The organism is Nonomuraea cavernae, assembly GCF_014646355.1.
GTDB classification, from domain to species: domain Bacteria; phylum Actinomycetota; class Actinomycetes; order Streptosporangiales; family Streptosporangiaceae; genus Nonomuraea; species Nonomuraea cavernae.
On record NZ_BMNH01000006.1, the window covers coordinates 241210 to 266518 of the forward strand.

Annotated in this window: 29 protein-coding genes and 2 tRNA genes; 16 read left to right on the forward strand and 15 right to left on the reverse strand. The window is 70.4% G+C overall.

Annotated elements, in window-relative coordinates; genetic code table 11:
- Window positions 1–3: 3 nt before the first annotated feature.
- The 4 genes from IEY82_RS13950 to IEY82_RS13965 all read left to right on the forward strand — a co-directional run bounded on the left by IEY82_RS13950 (window position 4) and on the right by IEY82_RS13965 (window position 4526).
- On the forward strand, window positions 4–549 hold the full coding sequence (locus IEY82_RS13950; protein ID WP_189124506.1) for an RNA polymerase sigma factor: 546 nt from the start codon (window positions 4–6) through the stop codon (window positions 547–549).
- The gene (locus tag IEY82_RS13955; RefSeq protein ID WP_189124507.1) at window positions 546–1208 is read left to right on the forward strand and encodes a hypothetical protein; all 663 of its coding nucleotides are present in this window, start codon (window positions 546–548) and stop codon (window positions 1206–1208) included. Before IEY82_RS13950 ends, IEY82_RS13955 begins: the two co-directional genes overlap by 4 nt.
- A 205-nt stretch (window positions 1209–1413) precedes the next feature.
- Entirely contained in the window at window positions 1414–1560 is a 147-nt protein-coding gene (locus IEY82_RS13960) for a hypothetical protein (RefSeq protein ID WP_189124508.1), read from the forward strand.
- Between the two features lie 110 nt (window positions 1561–1670).
- Window positions 1671–4526, forward strand: a complete 2856-nt coding sequence (locus IEY82_RS13965) for an ATP-binding protein (protein ID WP_225263245.1) — start codon at window positions 1671–1673, stop codon at window positions 4524–4526.
- 5 nt (window positions 4527–4531) lie between these two features.
- Here the strand turns inward: IEY82_RS13965 and IEY82_RS13970 are convergent, their stop codons facing one another.
- From IEY82_RS13970 to IEY82_RS14015, 10 genes are all read right to left on the reverse strand, one after another.
- A complete protein-coding gene (locus IEY82_RS13970; protein ID WP_189124510.1) occupies window positions 4532–5098 on the reverse strand; it encodes a TMEM165/GDT1 family protein in 567 nt (188 codons plus the stop codon).
- Between the two features lie 221 nt (window positions 5099–5319).
- Window positions 5320–6357, reverse strand: coding sequence for a UDP-N-acetylmuramate dehydrogenase (locus IEY82_RS13975; protein WP_189124511.1), 1038 nt, complete (start codon window positions 6355–6357; stop codon window positions 5320–5322).
- Between the two features lie 62 nt (window positions 6358–6419).
- Window positions 6420–7382 (reverse strand): hypothetical protein, encoded by a 963-nt coding sequence (locus tag IEY82_RS13980; RefSeq protein WP_189124512.1) that lies wholly within the window; start codon window positions 7380–7382, stop codon window positions 6420–6422.
- 146 nt (window positions 7383–7528) lie between these two features.
- A complete protein-coding gene (locus IEY82_RS13985; RefSeq protein ID WP_189124513.1) occupies window positions 7529–7957 on the reverse strand; it encodes a MaoC family dehydratase in 429 nt (142 codons plus the stop codon).
- Window positions 7957–8406 (reverse strand): MaoC family dehydratase N-terminal domain-containing protein, encoded by a 450-nt coding sequence (locus IEY82_RS13990; RefSeq protein ID WP_189124514.1) that lies wholly within the window; start codon window positions 8404–8406, stop codon window positions 7957–7959. The genes IEY82_RS13985 and IEY82_RS13990 overlap by 1 nt, the downstream gene beginning before the upstream one ends.
- Before the next feature lie 239 nt (window positions 8407–8645).
- Window positions 8646–8810 (reverse strand): 50S ribosomal protein L33, encoded by a 165-nt coding sequence (gene rpmG / locus IEY82_RS13995; protein ID WP_019632658.1) that lies wholly within the window; start codon window positions 8808–8810, stop codon window positions 8646–8648.
- 70 nt (window positions 8811–8880) lie between these two features.
- Window positions 8881–8954 (reverse strand) — tRNA-Met (locus IEY82_RS14000).
- Between the two features lie 166 nt (window positions 8955–9120).
- Window positions 9121–9196: transfer RNA gene (locus IEY82_RS14005), tRNA-Thr, on the reverse strand.
- Between the two features lie 67 nt (window positions 9197–9263).
- A complete protein-coding gene (locus IEY82_RS14010; protein ID WP_189124515.1) occupies window positions 9264–9467 on the reverse strand; it encodes a transposase in 204 nt (67 codons plus the stop codon).
- A gap of 73 nt (window positions 9468–9540) precedes the next feature.
- Complete coding sequence (locus IEY82_RS14015; protein ID WP_189124516.1) at window positions 9541–10068, reverse strand: C40 family peptidase; 528 nt, start codon at window positions 10066–10068, stop codon at window positions 9541–9543.
- A gap of 319 nt (window positions 10069–10387) precedes the next feature.
- Between IEY82_RS14015 and IEY82_RS14020 the strand changes: the two genes are divergently transcribed.
- Both IEY82_RS14020 and IEY82_RS14025 read left to right on the forward strand, forming a co-directional pair.
- Window positions 10388–11329, forward strand: coding sequence for an ATP-binding cassette domain-containing protein (locus IEY82_RS14020; RefSeq protein ID WP_189124517.1), 942 nt, complete (start codon window positions 10388–10390; stop codon window positions 11327–11329).
- Window positions 11310–12053: an ABC transporter permease gene (locus IEY82_RS14025; protein ID WP_189124518.1), complete on the forward strand. Its 744-nt coding sequence runs from the start codon at window positions 11310–11312 to the stop codon at window positions 12051–12053. Before IEY82_RS14020 ends, IEY82_RS14025 begins: the two co-directional genes overlap by 20 nt.
- A gap of 81 nt (window positions 12054–12134) precedes the next feature.
- On the opposite strand, the gene IEY82_RS14030 is transcribed toward IEY82_RS14025, so the two are convergent.
- Window positions 12135–12362, reverse strand: coding sequence for a tautomerase family protein (locus IEY82_RS14030; protein ID WP_189124519.1), 228 nt, complete (start codon window positions 12360–12362; stop codon window positions 12135–12137).
- Between the two features lie 141 nt (window positions 12363–12503).
- The gene (locus IEY82_RS14035) at window positions 12504–13187 is read right to left on the reverse strand and encodes a flavin reductase family protein (RefSeq protein WP_225263247.1); all 684 of its coding nucleotides are present in this window, start codon (window positions 13185–13187) and stop codon (window positions 12504–12506) included.
- Window positions 13188–13369: 182 nt separating this feature from the next.
- On the opposite strand from IEY82_RS14035, the gene IEY82_RS14040 reads away from it, so the two are divergent.
- A complete protein-coding gene (locus IEY82_RS14040) occupies window positions 13370–13867 on the forward strand; it encodes a hypothetical protein (protein WP_189124521.1) in 498 nt (165 codons plus the stop codon).
- A gap of 43 nt (window positions 13868–13910) precedes the next feature.
- Here IEY82_RS14040 and IEY82_RS14045 read toward each other — a convergent pair whose 3' ends face one another.
- Complete coding sequence (locus IEY82_RS14045; RefSeq protein WP_189124522.1) at window positions 13911–14324, reverse strand: TIGR03668 family PPOX class F420-dependent oxidoreductase; 414 nt, start codon at window positions 14322–14324, stop codon at window positions 13911–13913.
- Between the two features lie 159 nt (window positions 14325–14483).
- On the opposite strand from IEY82_RS14045, the gene IEY82_RS14050 reads away from it, so the two are divergent.
- The 5 genes from IEY82_RS14050 to IEY82_RS14070 all read left to right on the forward strand — a co-directional run bounded on the left by IEY82_RS14050 (window position 14484) and on the right by IEY82_RS14070 (window position 19657).
- Complete coding sequence (locus tag IEY82_RS14050; protein ID WP_189124523.1) at window positions 14484–15245, forward strand: MBL fold metallo-hydrolase; 762 nt, start codon at window positions 14484–14486, stop codon at window positions 15243–15245.
- A gap of 76 nt (window positions 15246–15321) precedes the next feature.
- Window positions 15322–16770, forward strand: a complete 1449-nt coding sequence (gene argG, locus IEY82_RS14055; RefSeq protein WP_189124524.1) for an argininosuccinate synthase — start codon at window positions 15322–15324, stop codon at window positions 16768–16770.
- A 284-nt stretch (window positions 16771–17054) separates the two neighbouring features.
- Complete coding sequence (locus IEY82_RS14060) at window positions 17055–17453, forward strand: RidA family protein (RefSeq protein ID WP_229697585.1); 399 nt, start codon at window positions 17055–17057, stop codon at window positions 17451–17453.
- Window positions 17454–17757: 304 nt separating this feature from the next.
- Window positions 17758–18972, forward strand: a complete 1215-nt coding sequence (locus tag IEY82_RS14065; RefSeq protein ID WP_263648200.1) for a cytochrome P450 — start codon at window positions 17758–17760, stop codon at window positions 18970–18972.
- 1 nt (window position 18973) lies between these two features.
- Window positions 18974–19657: a TetR/AcrR family transcriptional regulator gene (locus IEY82_RS14070; RefSeq protein ID WP_189124525.1), complete on the forward strand. Its 684-nt coding sequence runs from the start codon at window positions 18974–18976 to the stop codon at window positions 19655–19657.
- Window positions 19658–19736: 79 nt separating this feature from the next.
- Here IEY82_RS14070 and IEY82_RS14075 read toward each other — a convergent pair whose 3' ends face one another.
- Complete coding sequence (locus tag IEY82_RS14075) at window positions 19737–20726, reverse strand: sporulation protein (RefSeq protein ID WP_189124526.1); 990 nt, start codon at window positions 20724–20726, stop codon at window positions 19737–19739.
- A gap of 260 nt (window positions 20727–20986) precedes the next feature.
- Here IEY82_RS14075 and IEY82_RS14080 point away from each other — a divergent pair, with 260 nt between their 5' ends.
- Complete coding sequence (locus tag IEY82_RS14080; RefSeq protein WP_189124527.1) at window positions 20987–21541, forward strand: hemerythrin domain-containing protein; 555 nt, start codon at window positions 20987–20989, stop codon at window positions 21539–21541.
- Window positions 21542–21661: 120 nt separating this feature from the next.
- On the opposite strand, the gene IEY82_RS14085 is transcribed toward IEY82_RS14080, so the two are convergent.
- Entirely contained in the window at window positions 21662–21982 is a 321-nt protein-coding gene (locus IEY82_RS14085; protein ID WP_189124528.1) for a plasmid stabilization protein, read from the reverse strand.
- A 323-nt stretch (window positions 21983–22305) separates the two neighbouring features.
- Here IEY82_RS14085 and IEY82_RS14090 point away from each other — a divergent pair, with 323 nt between their 5' ends.
- From IEY82_RS14090 to IEY82_RS14100, 3 genes are read left to right on the forward strand one after another with little or no spacing between them, the layout of a single operon-like run.
- Window positions 22306–23316, forward strand: a complete 1011-nt coding sequence (locus IEY82_RS14090) for an ABC transporter substrate-binding protein (RefSeq protein ID WP_189124529.1) — start codon at window positions 22306–22308, stop codon at window positions 23314–23316.
- The gene (locus IEY82_RS14095; protein ID WP_189124530.1) at window positions 23313–24419 is read left to right on the forward strand and encodes a FecCD family ABC transporter permease; all 1107 of its coding nucleotides are present in this window, start codon (window positions 23313–23315) and stop codon (window positions 24417–24419) included. The genes IEY82_RS14090 and IEY82_RS14095 overlap by 4 nt, the downstream gene beginning before the upstream one ends.
- Window positions 24416–25153, forward strand: coding sequence for an ABC transporter ATP-binding protein (locus IEY82_RS14100; protein ID WP_189124531.1), 738 nt, complete (start codon window positions 24416–24418; stop codon window positions 25151–25153). The genes IEY82_RS14095 and IEY82_RS14100 overlap by 4 nt, the downstream gene beginning before the upstream one ends.
- Window positions 25154–25309 lie beyond the last annotated feature (156 nt).

Genomic DNA, 25309 nt, shown 5'->3' on the forward strand with positions numbered 1-25309 from the left:
CCAGTGCGCCTCCATGATGACCCCGCGGCCTTAGAGGCCTTCTATCGCCGCCATATCGACGCCGTCCTGCGGTTCGTGGCACGCCGGGTGAGTGATTCGCACCTGGCCGCCGACCTGACCGCCGACGTCTTCCTGGCGGCCGTGGACTCGGCCCACACCTACCGCGCCGGACGGGGCAGCGAGCTCGGCTGGCTGTACGGCGTGGCGCGCAACGTCGTGGCCGCGCAGTACCGCCGGACGGCTCGTGAGGCGGAGGTGAACCGCCGGATCGCCGGCCGGCGGTTGATGGACGACGACGACCTCGTCCGGATGGAGGAGCGGATCGACGCCGAGCGCCGGATGCGGCACGCCCTGGAGGCGATGCGGGACCTGCCCGAGGGCGAGCAGGCGGTGCTGGAACTCGTCGCGATCGACCAGCTCACCGTCACCGAGGCGGCCGCGGCCCTGAACATCGGCAAGGTCACCGCCCGAGTCAGGTTGCACCGGGCCAGACGGGCCCTTCAAGACAGCGCTTCGCCGTCGACAGTACAGATGGAGGGAAAGGCATGAACAATTTCGAGGAGCGCCTGCTCAACGCGCTCAAGGACGACCTCGCCAGGACCCCGGTCATGGAGGGAGTGACCGCCGCGGCACCGGCCCGCCGCGTCCGGCGCCGTGGCCTCGTGGGGGCGGCCGCCGCGCTCGCGGGGGTCGCGGCGGCCGCCACGGCCGCGGTGACCGTGCTCGGCGGCGCCACCCCGGCCTTCGCGGTGGACCGCCTGTCCGACGGCTCGGTGAGCGTACGGATCAGTGAGTTCCGTGATCCCTCCGACCTGGAGGCCGAGCTCTCCTCAGCGGGGATCAAGGCCGTGGTGGACTACCTGCCCCAGGGGCAGACGTGTAAGGAGCCCAGAGGTAAGGCGACCGCCTCAAGGGGGCCGATGCAGGTGAGTATGGGCAGCGACGGAAAGGGGATCGACTTCACGATCGAGAAGGGACGGGTCGCGAGCGGCGACACGCTGGTCCTGGTCCTCTCCGTGGACAGCGACGATCCCGCCAAGGTGGCGGGAGCGATGTCGCTGACGGTGATCGACGGCGCGGTGGCCGCTTGCGAGGCCGTCCCGATGCCGCTGCCCTCGGACCCGGCTCCCGGCGAGCCCGACCCCCAGGGCAACGTCACCTCGAAGCACGACGACGGCTCTCCCAGCCTCTCCACCGGGGGCGAGTGACGCTCAAGGCGAGGGCCGTTCCCGATCGCCGTGGGAGCCCGGTTCCGGCTTACCTCGGGAGGTACTAAGGCAGGCCGAGGCAGGGTCCTAGGTACACCTCAGCCGATGATCCGCCGGAGATAAGGCATCCGCCCGATGTGACGGGGTGGGCCTTAGCGGGAGTCTTAAGGATGTCAGGAAGAAGCACGACATTTCAGGAGACACCGTGAACCCCGAGCTTGAGTACCAGCTCATGAAGAGCCAGGCGAGCGAACTGCGGGCAGCCGCCGCCCGGCACCGCCAGGTACGAGAGGCCCAGCGTGCCAACAAGTCCGAGCGTCGCTCGGTCTTCGGCAAGCGCCGTCCCGCATGACCACCGCACGAGAGCCCGGCCGCAACCTCCCTCGCGGCCGGGCTTCCGTACCCCCGTAAACCCCATAAAACGGTCGAAAGCGCTACGTGAGGCATGACATGCTGGATGACATGCTGGGACGTTCGGTGAGCCCCGTCTTCGTCGGACGGGAAGAGCAGTTGGCGTCCCTCTCCGAAGTCTTCGACGAGGCCCGCAAGGGCGCCGCGACGGCCGTGCTGCTCGGCGGCGAGGCCGGAGTCGGCAAGACCCGGCTGGTCCAGCGGTTCGTCGAGAAGGCCGCCGAAGACGGCGCCCGAGTGCTGTACGGCGGCTGCGTCGAGCTCTCCAGCGAGGGCCTGGCCTACGCGCCGTTCACCGCGGCGCTCAGACAGCTCGTCAGAGAGCAGGGCCCCGGCCAGATCGCCGCGCTGCTGCCTGAAGGGGCCGAGCGCGATCTGGCCCGGCTGCTGCCCGAGTTCGGCGAGCCGAACGCCGACGGCGAGACCGACACCGGCCGCGCCCGGCTCTTCGAGCAGTTCCTCACCCTTCTCGAACGACTGGCCGACAGCCGCCCCACGATCCTGCTGATCGAGGACATCCACTGGGCCGACCGATCCAGCCGCGACCTCATCGCCTTCCTCAGCCGCAACCTGCGCACCCCGCAGGTGCTGATCGTCATGACCTACCGATCCGACGACCTGCACCGCCAGCACCCGCTGCGCCCGGTGCTCGCCGAGCTGGGCCGGGTCGACGGCGTCTACCGGATGGACCTGCCCCGCCTGTCGCGGGACGAGGTAGCCCAGCAGATGGCCGGCATCCTCGGCAACGCCCCGGAATACTCCACGGTGCAGAAGGTCTACGACCGCAGCGAGGGCATCCCGCTGTTCGTCGAGGCGCTGCTCGACTGCGGCGCCGACTGCACCTTCCCCGAGTCGATGCAGGACCTGATCCTCGGCTCGGTCGAGCGCCTGCCCGAGGAGACCCAGCGGGTGCTGCGCGTGGCCGCCGCGGGCGGCACCCGGGTCGGCCACGCGCTGCTCGCCGCGGTGAGCGGCCTGTCCGACATCGAGCTGGAGACCGCGCTGCGCCCGGCCATCGCCGGCAACGTGCTGCAGATCGCCGACAACCGGGCCTACGTCTTCCGCCACGCCCTGATCCGCGAAGCCGTACACGAGGAGTTACTGCCCGGCGAGTACCAGCGGCTGCACGCGCGCTACGCCGAGGAGATCTCCCGCGACCGCGAGCTCGTCCCGCCCGGCCGCGCCGCGGTCGAGCTGGCCCACCACTGGTACGGCGCGCGGGACGACCTCTGGGCGCTGATCTCCGCCTGGGAGGCGGCACGGAAGTCGTTCCACGCGTTCGCCTACACCGAGGCGATCCCGCTGCTCGAACGCGTGCTCATGCTCTGGGACCGGGTGCCCGACGCGGCCGAGCGGATCGGCGCCGACCACACGGCGGTGCTCGAACGGGCCAGCGAGGCCGCGCTCGCCGGCGGCGAGCTCGACCGGGGCATCAAGTTCGTCAAGGCCGCCCTGTCCCAACTGGACGAGACGCGCGAGCCGGACCGGGTCGCCAAACTGATCGTCCGCTGGGCCGGCTTCAAGGTCGACAAGGGCAAGACCGGGGTGCTCGACGACCTGCGCCATGCCCTGCGGCTGGTGCCCGAGCCCACGCTCGACCGCGTCGAGGTGGTGATGCCGATCAGTCGCCACCTCATGCTCAGCGGCGACCTGGAGGAGGGCTTCGCCCTCGTCGAGGAAGGGCTCCGGCTGGCCAGGAAGCTCGGCGACAAGTGCCTCGAAGGCGACCTGCTGCTCAACCAGGCGCTCGGCCACTCGATCGCCGGAGACACCGAGGCCTCGCTCGCCACCAACCTGACCGCCATGGAGCTGGGCCGCCAGGAGAGCTCGGGCCGTCTGATCGCCCGGGCGGTCGGCAACAACATCGACGCGCTGAACGAGCTCGGCCGCTGGCAGGAGGCCCTCGACCTGAGCGAGGAGGGCTGGCGGCTGTCCAAGAAGTACGGCCGGCTCCGGGTCAGCGGGCTGTTCGTGCTCAACAACCGGGCCGAGACGTTGGAGGCGATCGGCCGCTGGGACGAGGCCATCGAGACCGTCGAGCGGGCCCTCAACCTGGGGCCGACGCTGCGCAAGCGTCACCACCTGCTCCGGGTCCGCGCCGACGTCGCCCTGGGCAGGGGGGAGCCGGCCCTGGTCGAGAGCATCCTGGCCGAGATCGGCGTGCTCAAGGAGCGGCCGGAGGACTTCGTCCAGGACATCACCAACAGCACCCGGCTGCGCATCGGCTGGCACCTGTCCAGGGGCGAGCCCGACCAGGCGCTGGCGGTGGCCGAGCGCATCCTGGCCCGCCCGGCCCAGTCGCCCAAGGCCATGCTGGGCTGGCGGCTGCTGTCGCTGCTCAAGACGGTCTGCGACGCGTCCGATGGCACCGAGCCGGTCCGCGCCCGCGCGGTCAGGCGGCAGGCGGCCGAGGTGGCGGCGAAGCTCAAGGCCAGCGGGCCGGTCGCCGAGGCGTACCGGCTGTCCTACGCGGGCGACTTCGACGCCGCGGCCGCCGCCTGGGAGCGGCTCAGCCGCCCGCACAACCAGGCCAAGGCGCTGCTGCGGGCCGCCGGCGAGTCGGCCCGCTCGGGTGACCGGGAGGGCGCGGCGTCCCGGCTCGCGGTGGCCGGCCCGCTGGCCGCGGCGCTGCGGGCCGTGCCTCTCCTCGACGAGATCGAGGCGCTCTCGCGCCGCGTCGGCGGCGGCTCGCGCCAGCAGGAGGGTTCCGAGCTGCTCACGCCGCGGGAGCTGGAGGTGCTCCGGCTCGTGGCGCTCGGCCGCACCAACCGCGACATCGCCGCGGAGCTGTTCATCTCGGCCAAGACGGTCAGCGTGCACGTCTCGAACATCCTGGCCAAGATGGGGGTCACCACCCGGGGCGAGGCGGCCGCCGCGGCGCACCGGCTCTCACTGCTGACGAGGTAGCCGGGTCAGAGGATCGCGTCGACCAGGAGCACGACGCCGAACACCGCGAACGCGGCGGCGGCCCCGTACCTGATGACCTTCTCCGGCAGGTGCCTGCCGAGCAGGCGGCCCACCAGGATGGCCAGCGCGTCGGCGGCGACCATGCCGACCGTGGAGCCGATCCAGGTGCCCAGCCAGCCGTGCTGCGTCGCCAGGGTGACCGTGGCGAGCATGGTCTTGTCGCCCAGCTCGCTCAGGAAGAAGGCGACGGTCACGGCGATGACGGCGTTCCTGGTGGTGCGCTGGGCCTTGCTCGACTCCTCGTCGGTGAGCTCGTCGCCACGCAGCGTCCACAGGGCGAAGCCGAGGAAGGCGAGACCGGCCACGACCGAGATGGCGGTGGTGGGAAGCGCGTCACCGATCAGGCCGCCGGCGGCGACACTGAACAGGTGTACGGCGGTCGTCGCGATCGTGATGCCCGCCAGCACCGGCCAGATCTTGAAACGGGTCGCGAACGTCATCGCCATGAGCTGGCTCTTGTCGCCGAGCTCGGCGACGAAGATGACGACGAGGCTGATCCAGAACGCTTCCAACGGTCCTCTTCCGCGCGACCGGACCGTGGCGCCCGGGGAGAGGTGCGGGCACGTCTTCGGCCCGGCAGCGACTTGTTCGCATGACTGCCAGGCCGAAGGTCTCGTCCGCCCGCGAAGGCCCGCGTGACCGGGCGCGGTGAGGCGCCAGTGTGTCGATCACGCGATTGGGACTACTCCCCTTCGGTGTTTCCGAACAACCTTAACAGCGCATTACCCGCGCCTTATTCCGCGAGCGCGCAGTTGACCAGAACCGGCTCGTTGACCAGCGTCACCCCGAACTTCTCGCGGACGCCGTCGCGCACCTGGCCGGCCAGCGCCATCAGGTCGGCCGTGGCGGCCTGGCCGAAGGGGTTGGTCAGGGCCAGCGTGTGCTTGGTGGAGATGCGGACCGGGCCGAGGGTGTAGCCCTTGGGGTAGCCGGCCTGCTCGATCAGCCAGGCCGCGGGCACCTTGACGGCGCCGCCGGGCATGTCCCAGCGGGGGTGACCGGGCGCGCGGCTCTCCAGGTCGGCGGCCTCCTCGGCGCTCAGGATCGGGTTGGTGAAGAACGACCCGGCGCTGCGGGTGTCGGGATCGTCGGGGTCGAGCACCATGCCCTTGCCTCGGCGCAGCTCCAGCACTGCCTCGCGGGCGCGGGCCGGTGGGACCCGCTCGCCCAGCTCGACGCCGAGCTTTCCGGCCAGCTCCTGGTAGGCGATCGGAGCCGACACCGACGAGGTGTCCAGCGCGTAGGTCACGGCGAGCACCACGTGACGCGCGAGGTCACGCTTGAACGCGCTGGTGCGGTAGGCGAACCCGCACTGCCTCGCCTCCAGGTCGACGACCTGCCGGGTCTTGCGGTCGTAGGCCCGCACGCACCTGATCGTCTGGGCCACCTCCTGGCCGTAGGCGCCGACGTTCTGGATCGGCGTCGACCCGACCAGCCCGGGAATGCCCGACATGCACTCGATGCCGGACCACCCCTCGGCCACGGCGCGGACGACCAGCGCGTCCCAGTCTTCGCCGGCCTCGACCGTGACCAGCACCTCCTCGCCGTCACGGGAGACCGACACGCCCTCGGTCGCGACCCGGACGACCAGGCCGTCGAAGCCCTCGTCGGCCACCACCAGGTTGCTGCCGCCGCCGAGCACCAGGGTCGGCTCGGCCCGCCGATCGGAGTCGGCCACCAGAGAGACGAGTTGCTCGGCCGTGACGGCCTCGGCGAATCGGCGGGCGGGCCCGCCGAGGCCCAGCGTGGTGTACGGGGCGAGCTTCTGCATGCGCCCCAGCTTAGGAGATGCGCACCGGCCCCGGAGAGCCTGTGTGCGGCGCACCTCCAGCCCTAGTGAGCCTGTGTGCGGCGCACCTCCAGCCGGTCGCGGGGGACGACCAGCTCGCCGCGCAGGGCGCGCGACAGCTCGAACCCGTCACGGGCGTCCTCGGGAGAGGCGCCCAGCGCCACCGACCTCCGCACCGCCATCAGGTCGCCGCTCAGCGCGGCCACCCGGCCGGGAGCGGCCTCACGCCAGTTGTCGCCGTCACGCTCGTACCCCATCCATCCGGCGGCCACCGCGCCCTCGTAGACCGCCGCGACGAGCGGGGTGATCGCGTCTCCGTCCAGCGTCACAAGGGTCTCCAGCAGTACGTGCACCTCTGAGGTGTCGAGCCGCATCAGCTTCGTACGGCTCTCGCCCCACGACGCCGTGCCGCCGTGCCAGGCGGGCCGCTCGGCCACGTGCCAGGCGATGACGCGCTCCGGATACTCCTCGGCCAGCTCGCGCAGCACCCGCCCAGCGCCGTCCACGTCGCCCAGGTCGAGAGCGAGGACGGCGGCGCTGGTGTGGTCCAGGACCGAGCGCAGCGACCGGCGTACGTCGTCGGGGCGCCCGTCGACGAGCACGCCCACGGTGATGGTGACGTCGGCGGTCTCCACCCGTTGCCGCTCGGTGTTGACGCCCAGGTCGTCGAGGCGGTTGGTGGCCAGGGTGCCGTCCCAGACGCGCTGGGCGTGCAGCATGTCGTCGTCGGGGGTGCCGTGCTGGCCCGGGTCGCCCGAGAAGCCGAACTCGGCGGCCGGGTTGCCCCGCGCGCCCCCGGTGGCGGATCTGGCCCGGCCCGTGCCCACGCCCGTCGCGGCCCCGCCCGTGGAGCCGCCCGCGGCGTCACGACCCGCGCCCCCGCCGGCCGCGCCACCCGTGGAGTCACGGCCGGTACCGCTGGCGCCGGCCACCTCCTCGATCCGCGGCGGGAGCAGCCGGCCCGGCGGTGAGTCGTCGGTCACCGCCGAGACCGGGATCGAGCTCACCGTGGGCCAGACCTTGACATCATGTGGGGCTTCAGTCATAGGGACCCGCCTACCCTGGAGCCGCCGGCCCTATCACGGCATCAGCACGACACCCGGCACGACACCCGGCACGGCAGGCACCCAGCGCGACATCCAGTGCGGCGCGGTCAGGCGAGCCGCACCACGGCCCGGGCCTTCGACAGCACCCGGGCGTCGCCCGACCTGGCCGTCAGGGCGACGACCACGCGCTTGTCGTCCAGCTTCTCCTCGATCACGCCGCTGACCGTGATCACGGCCCCCTGGTCGTCGTCGGGCACGACCACCATCGACGAGAACCGCACCCCGTAGTCGACGACGGCGCCGGGGTCGCCCGCCCAGTCGGTGACGAACCGGCCGCCCTGCGCCATGGTGAACATCCCGTGGGCGATCACGTCGGGCAGCCCCACGGCCTTGGCGAACCGCTCGTTCCAGTGAATCTGGTTGAAGTCGCCGGAGGCTCCCGCGTACATCACCAGGTCGAGCCTGCGCACCGTGTAGTCGGCGGCCGGGATCTGCTGGCCGACCTCGACCTCGTCGTACTTCACCGTGGCTGTCATCAGGCCGCTCCTCCGCGCTCGACGATCGTGTTGTAGCTGACGCAGACCGGCTCGCCGGCCACGGTCGTGATGTCGCTCCTGACCGTGAGCAACTCGTTGCGGCCGGCGCTGCGGATGTCGGTGATCGTCGAACTGGTGACCAGCTCGTCTCCCGCGTAGATCGGCCGGTGGTACTCGAACCGCTGCTCGCCGTGGACCACCATGGCGAAGTTGAGGCCGAGGTCGGGATCGGCCAGCGCCTCGCCACCGCTCTGCAGGCTGAACGCGATGGGGAAGGTCGGTGGTGCGACCACGTCGGGGTGCCCGGCGGCCTGGGCTGCCTCCTTGTCGCGGTAGATCGGGTTGTGATCACCGATCGCCGCGGCGAACTCCCTGATCTTCACCCGGCTGACCTCGTACGGGGTCGTGGACGCGTACGTCCTTCCAACGAAGTCACGGTTCAAGGCCATCTGTGCTCCCTCGCAGGTCCGCCGACGTTGGAGCAGACGCTAACAGAACAAGGTTCGGCTGTCGCCGGGGACCTCCGCGATTTTGCCCGCGCCGGGAAGGTGGACACGCGGCAGCGGGATGGGGAGACGAACCGCCGGAACGGAGTTCAGACACGACAAACCGGCGCCCACGGTCGGGACGCCGGTTGTGCGATGTGAACCAGGCAGGTCCTGCCCGGCAAGACCGCGCTCGGGAAGAGCTAGCGGGTCTCGCGGTGCGCGCGGTGGCAGCGGCAGTTGGGGCAGTACTTCTTCAGCTCAAGCCGATCCGGGTCGTTTCGCCGGTTCTTCCGCGTGATGTAGTTGCGGTGCTTGCACTCCTGGCAGGCCAGCGTGATCTTCGGCCTAACGTCGGTGGCAGCCACGTGGGAGTGCCTTTCTACGTTCGGGATTAGGACATGCCCCAACTCAGGTCGACGACCTGAGAAAGGGCAGTAGCGGAGGCCGGACTTGAACCGGCGACACAACGATTATGAGCCGTTTGCTCTGCCTGACTGAGCTACTCCGCCTTTGAGCCGGACGAAAGCCCCGGCCCGTAGAGGATACCCGACCTGGGGAGCGCATACGAACTCCGCCTGGTCAGGTGAGGTGCTCCTAGTATGCCCCAAGAACACCCGACCACTGAAATCAACAACAAGAGCCCCACCTGAGATTCCCGGTGAGGCTCGTCCAAGCTGGAGCCCCCAAACGGAATCGAACCGTTGACCTTCTCCTTACCATGGAGACGCTCTGCCGACTGAGCTATAGGGGCCTGTCCGCGCTGCGGACAGGTGTAACCATACACGGGGTCCAGCCATGATGCGAACTTGTCGGGACGACTATCCGACGGCCTCATAGCCCCGCTGCCGGGGCAGCTCGACGACCTCGCAGAGATCGGCGAGGTCGACGTGCCGGGCCACCTCGGCGACGGAGACGCAGTCGGCGACGAGCCACCCGTCACGGCGTACGCGCAGCACCTGCCGCCCCGCGCGCACCACCGGGATCACCTCGATGCCACCCGTGCCCACCCATCGCCTGTCCATAGCGGCACACAGTAGTCCTCGGGTCTCTCAATTTCCGAGACGTGACACGCGTTACAGCCATACCAAGACGGCCTCAGAGCCGGTAGAAACCGGCGAAGTCCCTGATCCGGCCGATCGGGTCGACCCGGACGACGGCTCCCGTCTCGGGGGCGTTGATCATCTTTCCATCACCCAGATAGATGCCGACGTGGTGGGTTTTGACTCGCTTTTTCGTGATTTTCCCGAAGAAGACTAAGTCGCCGGGTCTGGCGATCCGCACCCGGCGCATCTTCTGTACATGGTCATCGGTGTTACCCGGGCCCAGCACGTCCGCCCCGTGCGCCAGCGCGTACACCCACCGAGTGAAACCCGAGCAGTCGAGCCCCCGCGTGTCGGCCGCCGGGCAGGGTTTGATCCTGCCGGTGTAGCCCAGGCAGGTGCCCTTCGACGGACCCGGATCCTCGGCGTGTCCCCCGCCCCACGCGTAGACGATCTCCCGCTTCTCGATCGCGAACGCGATCCGCACGATCTCCGGTAAGACGTTCGTCCGGAACGGCACCGCCCCCGTGGCTGTCACCAGGACGAGGACGGTCACCAGTGCCAGCCGGCGCCTCCCCGACACCCCGAACTCCCCTCGCCCGCCCGAACTTCCCCCTTATTGATCCTGCCTTATGGCGTTAAAAGTCGCGCAGAAGGAGTGCGCCGGGAGCCGCTCCGCCCGTTCGCCGGAAAAACTTTCACGAACGCCGATAACCGCATGTCAGCGGCCCTCGAAACGCCCTGACGAGGCCGCCGCCCTCATGGCTGTTTCCGCTGGTCAGAGCCGTATGTGAACGTCACATTCGCGTTTGCCAAATCCGGTTTCCGCGCCCCAAGATGAATTCCGATCCCGAACGGCCCCCGACCAGGGGTTTCTTCGCCATGCCCGGAGGAGCACGACCATGATCCACGCCCGGGGACTGACCCGAGTGTTCAAGGTGAAAAAACAGACCGTCGAAGCCGTCCGCGGCATCGACCTCGACGTCGAGAGCGGACAGCTGGTCGCCTTCCTCGGCCCGAACGGCGCCGGCAAGTCCACCACGCTGCGCATGCTCACCACCCTGCTCCCCCCCACCGGCGGCACCGCCACCGTGGCCGGTCACGACGTGGGGCGCGAGCCTGCCAAGGTCCGCGCCCGCATCGGCTACGTCGGCCAGAAGAGCAGCGCCGGCGAGAACTTCCGCGCCCGCGACGAGCTGGTCATCCAGGGCCGCGCCTACGGCCTCGGCACGTCCCAGGCCCGTGAGCGCGCCGACGAGCTGCTCGACCTGCTCGACCTCGGCCCGCTCGCCCAGCGCAAGCCCGGCACGCTCTCCGGCGGCCAGCGACGCCGCCTCGACATCGCGCTCGGCCTCATCCACCGCCCCGACCTGCTCTTCCTCGACGAGCCCTCCACCGGCCTCGACCCGCAGAGCCGCGCCGACATCTGGACGCACATCCTGCGGCTGCGCGAGGCGTACGGCACGACGCTCTTTCTGACCACCCACTACCTGGAGGAGGCCGACAGCATGGCCGAGCGGGTGGTGATCATCGACAACGGCCGGATCATCGCGGACGGCACCGCCGCGCAGCTCAAGAACGACCTGGCCGGCGACCAGATCACGATCACCACGGACACCGAGCAGGAGGCGGAGACGGCGGCGCGGATCGGCGACGGCACCGCCGAAGGCACGACCGTCCGGCTCCGGGTGGGCAACGCGGCGGCGGCCCTGCCGGAGTACCTGCGCGCACTGGAGGCGGCCGGCGTCAAGGCCGCCACCGCCGAGACCACCCGTCCCACGCTCGACGACGTGTTCCTGACGCTCACCGGAAGGAGCCTCACCGATGACGACATTCCTGCGTGACACCGCGACGGTCTTCACCCGCGAGATCACACCCGCCGTCCGCGAGCCGGTCGGCCTGCTCTTCGACATGGGGCAGCCGCTGCTGTTCCTGTTCCTGTTCGGCTCGCTGCTGGACGGGGCGGTGGGCTCGTCCTGGCAGTGGTTCGTGCCGGGCATCCTGGTGATGATGTGCCTGTCGGGGCCGATGGCCGCCGGCTACACGCTGCTGGTCGACCTGATCGGCGGCTCGATGGAGCGCATGCTGGTCACCCCGATGAACCGGACGGCCATGCTGGTCGGCAGGACGATGAAGGCGATGGTGATCCTGCTGGCCCAGGCCGTGCTGATCATCGTGCTGGCGTTGCCGCTCGGTTTCCAGCTGCACCCGGCGGGCGTGCTGGCCGGGCTGGCCATGCTGGTCGCCTTGGGGATCGGCCTCGGCGCCCTGTCGTTCGTGCTGGCCATCAAGTCGGCCCCGGACGGCACCCTGTTCTACATCGTGACCCAGGTCCTGTTGTTCCCCCTGTTGCTGCTCTCGGGTGTGCTCCTACCGATCGACGCCGGGCCCGGCTGGCTGCGGGTGATCGGCCATCTCAACCCGATCACCTACATCGTCGACGCCCAGCGCGCGCTGTTCGCCGGCGACCTCACCGCCCCCTCCGTCCTGTACGGCACCGCCGCCACGCTGGTGGTCGCCGTCGTCGGCCTCGTGCTCGGCAACCGGGCCATGCGTCAGGGCGTGTAGGAGGCGTGTAGGAGCTGAAGGGCGACCAGGCCGGCTGCCGGTGATCATGGGCTTCGGCCCACGGCGCCGGCCCGGCCCCGGTCAGCCGGCGGGCGCCCCCGCGGCCAACTCCTTCACGTCCTGGGTGGTCAGCCGCTTGCCACCGATCGCCCAGTCGCCGCTCTTGACCTCCTCGATGACGACCAGCGTCACCGGGCGCATGGCCTCCCCCTCGACGCCGACCATCGCGTCGGTGAGCGCCGTGACCATCTCGGCCTTCTGGGCCTCGGTGAACACCCCTTCGATGACCTTCACATTGACCAACGGCATGGGACTTCTCCTTCGGTGTGGATGCCGGCCGCGTCAGGCGCCGGCCACGCGAACCCTCCCGTGCCGGCGTCTGAACGGTGTGCGGCCTCTTCCATCTCCTTCTCACCATGCCCGGCAGCGGGCGAGCCTCCCACCCGCCGCCTAGGATCCGGTCACCTGTCGCACCCGGTCGAGGTCGGGACCGCGGTAGAACCGCTCGGGGATCCGGGCCAGCGTGGACGGGTGCGCCTGCGGCCCGAGGCCGTACAGCTTCTGGAAGCTCATGATCAACGGCCGCCAGGCGTCGGGGTCGATGTGATCGTCGGTGCCCGCCAGCCGGATCTCGTCGTGCACCCAGAGGCGGCACACGCGCACCTCGAACGCCATGATGCCGCCGCGCTGCGCCTCGTCCTCGTCTGCCACCGGGTGAACCGCCTCGACCACGGCCTCCATGGCCACCGGGCATTCGGCCACGCGCGGCGGCCGGACCGTCTCCGACTCCACCGGGGTGAGCCCGGCGCGGCCGAACTTGTCACGCACGTAGCGGTAGCCCCGCTCGTGCTTGCGCTCGGGGACCGGATCGCGGCCGGTGGTCAGCGCGAGCCGGTCGACGGCCGCGGCCAGCCGGTCGGAGGGCAGGTTGAGGACGCATTCGCGGGCTCGGAGCAGGTTCCGCGCCGTCTGGGACCGCGCGCCCAGGCCCAGCATGCTCCGCCAGCCGAGCCAGAACGCCGACGACATGGGGGCCAGGTTGGGGGTGTCGTCCTCGTTCATCGTGGAGATCAGCACGACCGGGGTGCCGAAGTAGAGGATGTTGGACTCTATGGGGGTGTGCGTCGCTGTCACACGATCCACTGTCGTTCCAGGCGGGCGGCGGAGGCTGGCAGCCATCGGACGTCCTGTTCGCCTGCCCCAAACTTCTTGTAACGCCATTTATCAAGAGTAACGGCCACATTACGGAATCTATCGGGCATTGCTCTGGGCTCTTTGGACCGATACAAAACCTTCTCAAACACGGAAGGTGAGGCATGGGGAAACTGTCCGAGCGGGGAGGCCGCCTAATGCGCGTGGCGGCCACGGCAGCCGCGGCGGCCGGCGGAGCGCTGGCCGCCGGTGTCGTCATCGGCATGACGGCTCGCCTGCTGATGAGCGCGATCACGGTGGCCGCCGCCGAGGAGAGCACCTTCACCGCCGCCGGCACCGCAGGGGTGATGATGGTCTTCACCGTCCTCGCCGTGCCCGCCGCCGTGACGGCGGTCGCGCCGGCCGTGGTGCGGGTGGCCGGCCGCTGGGTGACCGCGGCGGTCACGGGCTGGGGCATGGCGACCAACGGCTTCGCCGACGGCGCGGCCGTCATCCTGGCCCCCGACTCCCGCATGTCGCTCATCGTGGTGATCGTCGTGGCCTTCGGCGCGACCGTGGTCGCCCACGGGATGTTCGCGCAGTTCGTGGCGAGACGCCTGGCTGAACGCCTGGCCGGTGCGCCCGCCACGACGCCCCTGCCGGGCACCACGGCTCCCGCCTGAGCCACCGGGCCGGCCCTATCCCGCCCGACGCTCCGGGCCGGCGCTATTCCGACGAGGACCAGCCGGACCAGCGAAACACCTCCACCAGGATCACCGGCCCGTCCGGCCGGCCCGTCCGGTACTGGTCGTACTTCTCGGCCAGGGCGTCGATCGCCGACGCCCACGCCGTCCCGCTCTCGACGACGCGGGCGGAGCCGTCGGCGCGTACCCACCACAGGCGCGCCCAGTCGTCCTCGTAGTGGTCGGCCAGGAGCGTCACCCGGGGGTGCGCCCGGATGTTGCGCAGCCGCCTCAGGTTCGTCGTCGTCTTGGGTTTGCGGTCGATCGCGATCATGATCCGATCGCCGGTCACGGCGAACGTGACGGGCACCAGATGCGGCTCGCCGTCGCCGCTCACCGTGGCGAGGCGGGCGACCCGCTCACCGCGGAACCTCTCGCGAGCCCGCCGCGCGTCCATCCGCCCATTCTCCGCCGTCCCCCTCAGATCCGCTCGACCGGGACTCCGCGCGCTCCCACTTCACGTCGGGGCACCAGGTCTGACCAGTCGGCAGGAGGGAGCGGCCCTCCCAGATGAAACGCCTCCCGACGCCGCCGGCCGCCGGACTAGGGTTCATGGATGCTGTTGACGATCCTGGGCGGATGCGGCGCGTGGCCGGGCGCGGGCCAGTCCTGCGGCGGCTACCTCGTGGAGCACGACGGGTTCAGGCTTCTCCTCGACCCCGGCTACGCGACGGTGCCGCGACTGCTGGAACGGATCACGGCCGACCAGGTAGACGCCGTGTTCGTCACCCATGGGCATCCCGATCACTGCGCCGATCTGAACCCGCTCCTGCGTGCGCGGACGTTCCGTGACGACCCCTCGTCACCGTTGCCCGTGTACTCACTGCCCGGAGCGCTGGACGCGGTGCTCGCGCTGGACCGCCCGAGGGCGCTGGCCGGCGCCTACGTCCTGCGCGAGTTCGCCGCCGGCGACCCGCTCGACCTCGGCCCGTTCCAGGCGCGGACCCGCCTGCTGCCGCACTCGGTCCCCAACGCCGGTGTACGGCTGGCGGCGGGCGGGCGGGTGCTCGCCTACACCGGTGACTCCGGCCCCAGCCCCGAGGTGGTGGCCCTGGCCCGTGACGCCGACCTGCTTCTGGCCGAGGCCACCTACGCGGACCGGGTCCCGGAGGACTCGCGGCACCACCTGTCGAGCGCCCGCCAGGCAGGCCGGCAGGCCCGGGAGGCCGGAGCCCGGCGCCTGCTCCTGACGCATCTGCAGCCCGGCACGGACCCCGTGGCCGCCCACACCGCCGCCGAGTCCGAGTACGACGGCCCGATCGGCGTCGCCACCCCCGGACTCGTCCTCGACCTCTGGGTAGACCGCGACCTGCGGTGACCTCGATACGCGACCTCCGATGCTGGACCGTGCCGGATGTTGCATGACCATGCGCCACCATGCATACTCTTGTTCCATGTCCAAGGTTCTCACCTCCCTGCCCACCGGCGAGCGCGTCGGCATCGCCTTCTCGGGTGGGCTCGACACCTCTGTCGCCGTCGCCTGGATGCGCGACAAGGGTGCCGTTCCGTGCACCTACACCGCCGACATCGGCCAGTACGACGAGCCCGACATCGCCTCGGTGCCCGGCCGCGCGCTGGCCTACGGAGCCGAGGTCGCGCGCCTGGTCGACTGCCGGACGGTGCTGGTCGAGGAGGGCCTGGCCGCGCTCGCCTGCGGCGCGTTCCACATCCGCTCGGGCGGGCGGGCGTACTTCAACACCACGCCGATCGGTCGCGCCGTGACCGGGACCCTGCTGGTCCGGGCGATGCTCGAGGACGACGTGCAGATCTGGGGCGACGGCTCGACCTTCAAGGGCAACGACATCGAGCGGTTCTACCGCTACGGCCTGCTGGCCAACCCCCACCTGCGCATCTACAAGCCCTGGCTCGACGCCGACTTCGTCTCCGAGCTCGGCGGGCGCAAGGAGATGTCGGAGTGGCTGCTCGCCCACGACCTGCCCTACCGCGACAGCACCGAGAAGGCCTACTCGACCGACGCCAACATCTGGGGCGCCACCCACGAGGCCAAGACCCTGGAGCACCTGGACACCGGCATCGAGACCGTCGATCCGATCATGGGGGTGCGCTTCTGGGACCCCGAGGTCGAGATCGCCACCGAGGACGTGACCATCGGCTTCGACCAGGGCCGGCCGGTGACGATCAACGGCAAGGAGTTCGCCACCCCGGTCGACCTGGTGATGGAGGCCAACGCGATCGGCGGACGGCACGGCCTCGGCATGTCCGACCAGATCGAGAACCGGGTCATCGAGGCCAAGAGCCGCGGCATCTACGAGGCGCCGGGGATGGCGTTGCTGTACGCGGCGTACGAACGTCTGGTCAACGCGATCCACAACGAGGACACGCTGGCGTACTACCACACCGAGGGCCGGCGACTGGGCCGGCTGATGTACGAGGGCCGCTGGCTCGACCCGCAGGCGCTGATGCTGCGCGAGTCGCTGCAGCGCTGGGTCGGCACCGCGGTCATCGGTGAGGTGACGCTGCGGCTGCGGCGCGGCGAGGACTACTCGATCCTCGACACCTCGGGCCCGGCGTTCAGCTACCACCCGGACAAGCTGTCGATGGAGCGCACCGAGGACTCCGCGTTCGGCCCGGTGGACCGGATCGGCCAGCTCACCATGCGCAACCTCGACATCGCCGACTCGCGCTCCAGGCTTGAGCAGTACGCCACCCTCGGCATGGTCGGCACCCACCACCCCGCGCTCATGGGCACCCTCCCGGCGCCCCCGACCGAGCTGATCGGCGAGATGCCGGAGGGCGGCGCCGAGGCCATCGCCTCGCGCGGCGAGGTCTCCGACGAGGACCAGATGCTCGACCGCGCCGCGATGGAGGCCGGCACCGACTGACCGGCGACGTCCATCGGCACCTCTTTCCCCACGCTTTCGGCCGTGATATGTCATTCGATTGATCAGTGATCGAAAATGGCGGTCAACCGGACGCCGACGCCTTCTGGTCGAACTCCCGGGAATTCGGTGTCGGTGGACGCTCGATCGCTCGTAGGCGGCCGTGCGCTCGACACCCGAACGCACCGCCCGGCCGGCGGATAAAAAGGGGAGGCGGCGGCCAGAACGACTCTGCCAGGCTGGTCGCTTTGCAGTTGAATGCGAAAGGAACGACCGTGCCTCGCTCCATCACGTTGATCCGCTCGACCGCCCTGTCCGACGTCGCCGAGTACGCGTACGCGGCCACCGCGCCCGCCGAGTCGCGGCTGATCTTCTTGGCCGGAGCCTGCCCGCTGAACGAGGACGGTTCGACGGCGGCCATCGGGGACTACACGGGTCAGGCGGTCAAGGCCATTGAGAACCTGCGGGTTGCGCTCGCCGCCTCCGGCGCATCGCTGCGCGACGTCATCAACACCAGGGTCCTCGTCGCGTCCACGCGGCAGGAGGACCTGGGGAGCGTCTGGCGGGTGGTCCGGGACTCGTTCGGTGATCACGATGTGCCGAGCACCCTGATGGGCGTCACCGTGCTCGGTTACGCCAACCAGCTCGTCGAGATCGAAGCCGTCGCCGCCGTACTTGATTCCTGAGCCGCAGGTGTCCGACGGCGAGGGCTGCGGAAACCATCCGGGGCCTTCGTCGTTCCAGGACGCCGAGGCGATCACCGCCCTGTGGAGACACCCGTGGGGCGACCATACGACTGCCGGCGACATTCGTGCGTGGCGTGCATCGATGCGCGCCGTGCATCTTTTATAGTGTGGGTCCGTCTTTCGCTGCGGGCGGCCGGTGAACGGCTCCGCCCGAGAACAGGATGTGCCCGTGGACAACGCCGGCCTGACCGAGGACTCCCCCAAGGCCAACCCCACGGCGATGCGCCGGATCATCCCCGCGGACATGGTCGAGCGCGGCCGTTGCCCGTTCGATCCGCCGCCTGGCCTGCGGGAGCGGCGCGGTCAGGGCGCGGTCCAGCCCCTGCGACTGCTCAACGGCGCGCGGGCCTGGCTGGTGACCGGCTTCGAAGAGGCCCGTACCGTGCTGTCGGACCCGCGCTTCAGCGCCGACCGGGTCCGCCATCGCGAGGCCACGTCACTGCAGCCGCACGAGGTGGCCGAGTTCGAGGCCGGGACCCTGCCGCCGGGTCCGGCCGTCGAGAGCCGCGAGGACGGCTTCTTCGTCTTCATGGACCCGCCCGAGCACACCCGCATCCGGCGGCTGCTGACCGGCCAGTTCACCGTACGGCGGATGCGGGCGCTGGAGGACCGGGTCACCGAGATCGCCGCCGAGCACATCGAGGCCATGAAGGCGGCCGGCACCGAGGCCGACCTGGTGCCGGCGTTCGCGCTGCCGCTGCCCTCGCTGGTCATCTGCGAGCTGCTCGGCGTCGACTATGCCGACCGGGCAGAGTTCCAGGAACGCACCGCCATCGGGCTGAACGCCAACGCCACCGCCGAGGAGCGAGCCGTCGCGAGCGCCGAGCTGTACGCGTTCATCCAGCGCCTCGTGGCCGACAAGCGCGCCAACCCGGCCGACGACCTGCTGTCCGGGCTCGTCCACGACGCCGACCCGCCGCTGACCGACGCCCAGTTGGTCGACGTCGCCCTCGTCCTGCTCGGCGCCGGCCACGAGACCACCGCCAACATGCTGGGCCTGAGCGCCTTCGCCCTGCTCCAACACCCCGACCAGCTCGCCGCGCTGTGCTCCGACCCAGACCTGATCGACAACGCGGTCGAGGAGCTGCTGCGCTACCTGTCCATCATCCAGCTCGGCGTCAGCCGCGTCACGACCGAGCCCGTCACCCTGGGCGGCGCGGACATCCCCGCCGGCGCCACGGTCGTGATCGCCACCCCCGAGGTCAACCGCGACCCACAGCAGTGGCCCGATGCCGACCGGCTCGACGTGAAGCGCCCCCGCACGCCGCACCTGGCCTTCGGGCACGGCGTCCACCAGTGCCTGGGCCAGCAGCTGGCCCGCATCGAGATGCAGGTCGGCCTCAGGGAGCTGATCACCCGCCTGCCCAACCTGCGCCTGACGGTGCCCGCGGAGCAGGTGCCGCTGCGCGACGAGATGCTCATCTTCGGTGTGCACGCCCTTCCGGTCGCCTGGTCCTGACGTGGACGGTGACGCCGAGCCGGTCATCGGCCGCCGCGAACGCAAGAAGCAGGCCACCCGCGCCGCGCTCCGCGAGGCGGCGCTCCGCCTGTCCCTGCGCCACGGCGTCGAGAACGTCACCGTCGAGCAGATCGCCGACGAGGCCGACATCGCGCTGCGCACCTTCTTCAACTACTTCTCCAGCAAGGAGGAAGCGGTCGCGGCCTCCCTGTCGGCGGGCTCGCAGGAGCTCATCGCGCAGTTCAGGGCCCGGCCGCGGACGGAGACGGTGCTCCAGGCGTTCCGCGAGGCGGTGCTGATCGTCATGAACCAGAGCGACGTCGCCAGCCGCGACCACATCCGCGCCCTGCAACTGATCCGCGCCTCTCCGACGCTGGTGCCCCAGCAACTGGCCGTGCTCGCCGCCCAGGAGAAGGCGCTGGCCGAAGCGATCGCCGAGCACATCGATCACCCGGCGACGCCGCCCGCCGCGGATCGTACAACCGAACGATCCGGAGACGCCCTCTATCCGCTGCTGTGCGCGGCGGCCGTCCTGACGGCGCTCCGTGTCGTCATGAACCAGTGGCTCCAGCAGACAGCGGGCTCAGACCGGCCGCTGGACACGACACTGCTCGGCCGGCAGGTCGACACGGCGATCACTCAGCTCGCGGCCGGACTGGACCGAGCCGGCCGCGCACCCGGGTAGCCCCAACCAGGGCTTGGTGGTGTCACGCTGGGGGCCTGTTCGCCGCCTGTTCAGCGGCGAACAGGCCCCGGCGGGCGTCCTATCCCTCTTCCTCTTCGTCCTCGAAGATCTCCTCGACGATCTCCCCCGCCACCAGCCCGCCGACCACGCCGGCGGCGCCGGCCGCCACCACCGCGCCCATGCCGGGGCCGCTCCGGTGCTCGTGATGGCCATGGTGCTGCGGATGGCCGTAGCCGCCGTGGTGGTCACCGTGGCCGTAGCCGTCGTGACCGAAGCCGCCCTGGTGGCCGCCGTACTGGCCGCCATACTGGCTGAGGCCGGCCAGCCAGCGGTCGAGCTCGCCCGGCCAATCGGTGTGCATGGCGTCGTCGTGGCCGATGGTGAAGCGGCCGATGGCGTCGTCGCCGTAGCGGCCGGCCCGCTTGTCGGCCTCCAGGATGACCTCCAGCCCACCTGGGTTGGCGATGAAGGTCAGCTCGACCTCGCCGACGCTCCCCGCGTGCTGGGGCGGCGGGTAGAACTCGATCTCCTGGTAGAACGGCAGTTGCTGACCGGAGCCGTAGATCTGCCCCACCTCCAGGTCCGCCGACTTGAACTGGAAGCCGAGTTGCAGGAACGCCTGCAGGATGCGCAGTTGGGAGGGCAGCGGCTCGACCGCGACCATGTCGAGGTCGCCCTTGTCGACGGCCTTGGCGATGGCGAGCTCCGTGCGTACGCCCAGCGCCATTCCGTTGAGGTGCTGGCCGCCGATCTCGCTGATGGGGGTCTCCCACGGCACGGAGACGCTGAAGTCGATGGTGCGGTTCTCGCCCTTGCGGAGGGTGAACGGACCGGAGACCTGGGCGCGGGAGAACTCACCCACTCCGGATCCCTCTCCGTCACCGTGCTCGACCTCGACCCGGGCGACCAGACCGAGGGTAATGTGCTCGATCTCGGCGTCGAAGTCGCCGCCGGTGAGTCGTACCTCACCGGTGAGCATCCCTCCCGGCTGGATCCGCGGAGTGGCCAGGACGGTGTCCACCGAGGGGGCGCCCACACCGAAGGCACCCAGCATCCGTTTGAAGACCACGACTTTGTTCTCCCTGTCGACGGTTGTTGGCATGTGTCAGCCATCCGCCTGAACGATCAACGTCGAAGGCAGGTTCCGGCGGACAGCAAACCGTGTCCTTCCAGGTGAGAGCGGGTTGACAATCAATGGGGGAATGAGGGGATTTGTCGCCAAGTGACCGTACGACGGCCGCCGTTTACCGGGGTGGGGCGGGGTAGTCGCGTGCGACGGCTTTCCCGGGGTAGCAGCGCCGACCTGGCGACCCCTACAAGGAGCTTGACATGACACAGAACGTCATCGACCTGATCACGGCCGACCACCGCGACGTCGAGGCCCTCTTCGACAGGCTGCGCACCGAACGGGAGAACCGGCCCGCGCTGTTGGCCGAGCTCGCCGCGAAGTTCACCGCGCATGCCCGTGCCGAGGAACACGAGGTCTACCCCGCGCTGGCCAAGGCCGCGCCCAGCGAGCGAGGCGAGGTGCACCACGGCACCGAAGAACATCACGAGGCCGAGGAGGAGCTGGTCCGGCTGCTCGACACGGACCCGGACGGACCGGCTTTCGACCAGGTCCTCGCTGACCTGGTCAAGGCGGTCACGCACCACGTCGAGGAAGAGGAGAGCGAGATCCTCCCGGCCCTGCGGAAGGCCGTGCCCGCCGGCAGGCTGACCGAGCTGGCTCGCGCCTTCAGCGCCGCCAAGGCGGACCTGCTGACCGCCCCGCCCAAGCCTGTCAGTCGCACCAAGCAGGAGCTCCAGGACCGGGCCAAGGCCAAGGGCATCGAAGGCTACTCGTCCATGACCAAGGACGAACTCGCCGCCGCGCTGAAGCGGTGATCGCTCGATCTGCCCTGGTTCTCCGGCCGGGAAGGCGGAACCCGCCGGGGAGCCAGGGCAGATGTCGCGCGAGTGGTCACGTCGCGGCAGTGGCCGCGCTCTGGCAGTTCGCCGGCCCGGTCAGCCGACGGCCTTCTCCAGCTGCGCCTTGCTCATCTTGGAGCGGCCCTTGATGCCCTGGCGTTTGGCCTCGGCGTACAACTGATCCCTGGTACGGCCGCCCGCGCCGGAATGCGAGCGCAGCCCGCCTCGCCGACTCGACGAGATGTCCTTGGTGGACGTACGGCTCGCGGTCCGGGACTCGCCGGCCCTGGCCCGCTCCTTGTTCACGGTACGGGCGGCGATCTCGGTCGCGCGCTTGTCGCTTTCGCCACGCTGCTTGGCGCTGTCCTTGATGTGCTCGTACTGGCGTTCCCGCTTCGGACTCGATCCGCGAGGCATGTCTCCTCCTCATCAGACTCATCAGAACTCTGAGACCCAAGGACAACTACCCCGGCGAAATCCACGAAACAGGTCCGCTCGCCAGGCGGCCCGATTCCCCTGCCGTACGGCAGAACCCGTCCCCTTCGACGGGTACCGGCACAGGGAGAGACTTAATGCAACTTGCTGGCAATTGCGGCTTATGTGCAGAATGAGGTGGTCGTCGCACCGCGATCGTCGAACCTCTCACCTCCGGAGACTCACCGCATGAGCCGCCCGCCCCGCACGTCCCCAGTCACGCCGATCGTTCGCGACAGCGCGCCGCTCAAGGCGGTAGCCCGATCATGAGAAGGTTGCTCGCCCTGGTGGCGGCTCTGACGCTGACCGCCTGCGGGCAGGCGCCCGCAGCCACGCGGCAGGCCGATCCCGCCGCGGCGCCCCCGGCGGGTTTCCCTGTCACGATCACCAACTGCGGGCGCACCCTCACCTTCGACAGGCCGCCCGCCAAGGTCGTGACCGGCTATCACCCCGCCCTGGAGACCCTGCTCGCCCTCGGCGTCGGCGACCGGATCGCCGGGCGCACGAACTTCTCCGAGAGCGCGTTCCTGCCCGGCCAGAAGGAGCAGTACGACAAGATCCCGGAGATCTCGCCGACGATCATGCTGCCGCAGAAGGAGGTCATGCTCTCCCAGGGCGCCGACTTCGTCCTCGACAACGCGATGGCCGGCTTCGACGCCGGCGGCGGCTACGCCACCGTGGCGGAGTTGGACGCCGCCGGCTCCCCGGTGTACATCCTGGGCGGCTGGTGCAGCCCGGAGGAGACGCTCGAGTTCACCCTCGACGACACCTTCACCGACCTGCGGAACCTCGGCAGGATCTTCGGCGTCTCCGACCGCGCCGACAGACTGGCCGCCGACCTGCGCGGCAGGCTCGAGGACGTACGCGAGCGCGTCAGCGGCCGGCCGCCGGTCAAGGTGCTGGCCACCGACGGCGGCAAGGGACCCGTCAACGCCTACGGCGGCGCCGGCGTGACCCACCAGATGATCGTCGCCGCCGGCGGGCGGAACACGCTGGCCGACGTCAATAGCGACTACACCGAGGTCAGCGTGGAGCAGATCAGCGCCGCGCAACCCGACGCCATCCTGGTCAGTGAGTACGCCACGCTGCGGGGCGAGAAGATGCCGACCGTGCGGGCCAAGGCCGCCGGCATCCTCGCCATCGCCAGGAACAGCCCCGCGGCCAGGGACGATCGGGTCCTCCCGGTGCCGGTGGCGGCCCAGCATCCCGGCTACCGCAACCTCCTGGCCATCGCCGACATCGCCCGCTTCCTGCACCCTGACGCCTTCTCCCGATGATCGGCGAAACCCAGCAGGACCGGGTGGCGACCGGGCCGGTCAGCGCCGGAGGGCCGGCCCGGCGCCGCGGCCGGTTCGGAGTGCTCCTCGTCCTGCTCGCGGTGGCCATGGTCGCCTCGACGTGGCTCGCCGTGAGCATCGGCGCGGTCCCCGTCGCGCTGCCGCAGACCTGGGGCATCATCGCCGACCGCCTGGTGCCCGGCCTGGTCCCGCGTACCTGGACACCGGTGCAGGAGCAGATCGTGTGGGAGTTCCGGCTGCCGCGCGCGCTGCTGGCGCTCCTGGTCGGGGCCGGGCTGGCGGTGGTCGGAGCGGTGCTGCAGGCCCTGGTGCGCAACCCGCTGGCCGACCCGTTCCTGCTCGGCATCTCCTCCGGCGCGTCCTTCGGAGCGGTGCTCGTGCTGATCCTGGGCGCCTCCACGCTGGGTGGGCTGTCGATGTCGGGCGCCTCCTTCGCCGGCGCGCTGCTCGCCCTGGCCCTGGTGTACGTTCTGGCCCAGCGCTCGGGCCGGCTCACACCGTCTCGGCTGGTGCTGGCCGGGGTGGCCCTCGCCTACCTCTTCCAGGCCCTCTACAGCTTCGTGCTGCAGCAGGCGCAGAGCGGCCGGGCGGCGCAGCAGGTGCTGTTCTGGCTGATGGGCAGCCTGGGCGGCGCCCGCTGGGAGATGTTGCCGCTGCCCACCGTCGTCCTGGCCGCGGGCCTGGTGTACCTGCTGCTGCAGCATCGCCGGCTCAACGCGCTCACCGCCGGCGAGGAGACCGCCGTCTCCCTCGGCGTGAACGTGCATCGCCTGCGGCTCACGCTCTTCGTGCTCACCTCCCTGCTGGTCGGTGTCATGGTGGCCACGAGCGGGGCGATCGCGTTCGTCGGGCTGATCGTGCCGCACGCGGCCCGGTTGCTCGTCGGCGCCGACCACCGCCGGGTGCTCCCGGTCACGGCGCTGCTCGGCGCGGCGTTCCTGCAACTCGTGGACGTCGCCGCCCGCACCATCAACGCGCCGCAGGAGCTGGCGCTCAGCATCGTCACCGCGCTGTTCGGCGTGCCGTTCTTCCTGTGGCTGTTGCGCCGCCGCTCCGTCGACCGGGCGGTGAGCGTCACATGAGGCTCGACCTGCGCGGCGTCTCCGCACACCTCGACGGCCGCCCCATCGTGCACGAGGCCGACCTGCTGGTGGACGACGGCGAGTTCGTCGCCCTGGTCGGCCCGAACGGTTGCGGCAAGTCCACCCTGCTGCGCACGATCTACCGGGCGCTGCGCCCCTCGGCCGGGCTCATCAGCGTGGACGGCGACGACGTACACCGCCTGTCCTGGCGCGAGTCGGCCCGGCGAACCGCCGTGGTGGCCCAGGAAACGCCCGCCGAGCTCGACTTCACCGTCAGAGAGGTCGTGCTCATGGGCCGCACGCCGTACGCACGCGCCGCCGGTGACGACGAGGAGCGGTGCGCGCGCGCCCTCGACCGGGTCGGCCTCGCAGGCACGGAGGAACGCGTCTACGCCACCCTGTCCGGCGGCGAGAAACAACGCGCCCTCGTGGCCCGCGCCCTGGTCCAGGAGACCCGCCTGCTCCTGCTCGACGAGCCCACCTCCCACCTCGACATCCGCCACCAACTGGGGATCCTGCACCTAGTCCGGGAGTTGGGCGTCGCCACGCTGGCCGTCCTGCACGACCTCAACCAGGCCGCCGCGTTCTGCGACCGCCTGTACGTCATGAGCGCCGGTCGCGTCCTCGCCGGAGGCCCGCCCGGCCAGGTCCTCACCCCCGAGCTCATCTCCGAGGTGTACGGCGTGCGCGCCGTGCGGCGCACCCAGCTCGTCTTCGAACGGCTCAAGGAATGACCTGCGGTCCGCCGTGCTGAGCGCGGGAGCCATGATCAGGGTGGTGATCGGCTCCCCCGGCGCTTTGCGCCCGGATGGGCATCGAGCGTGACGGCACAGAGGTTCCGCGTTCCCATTGAGGCTAATGATCTATTCCGTGAGGATTCAAGACCCCTC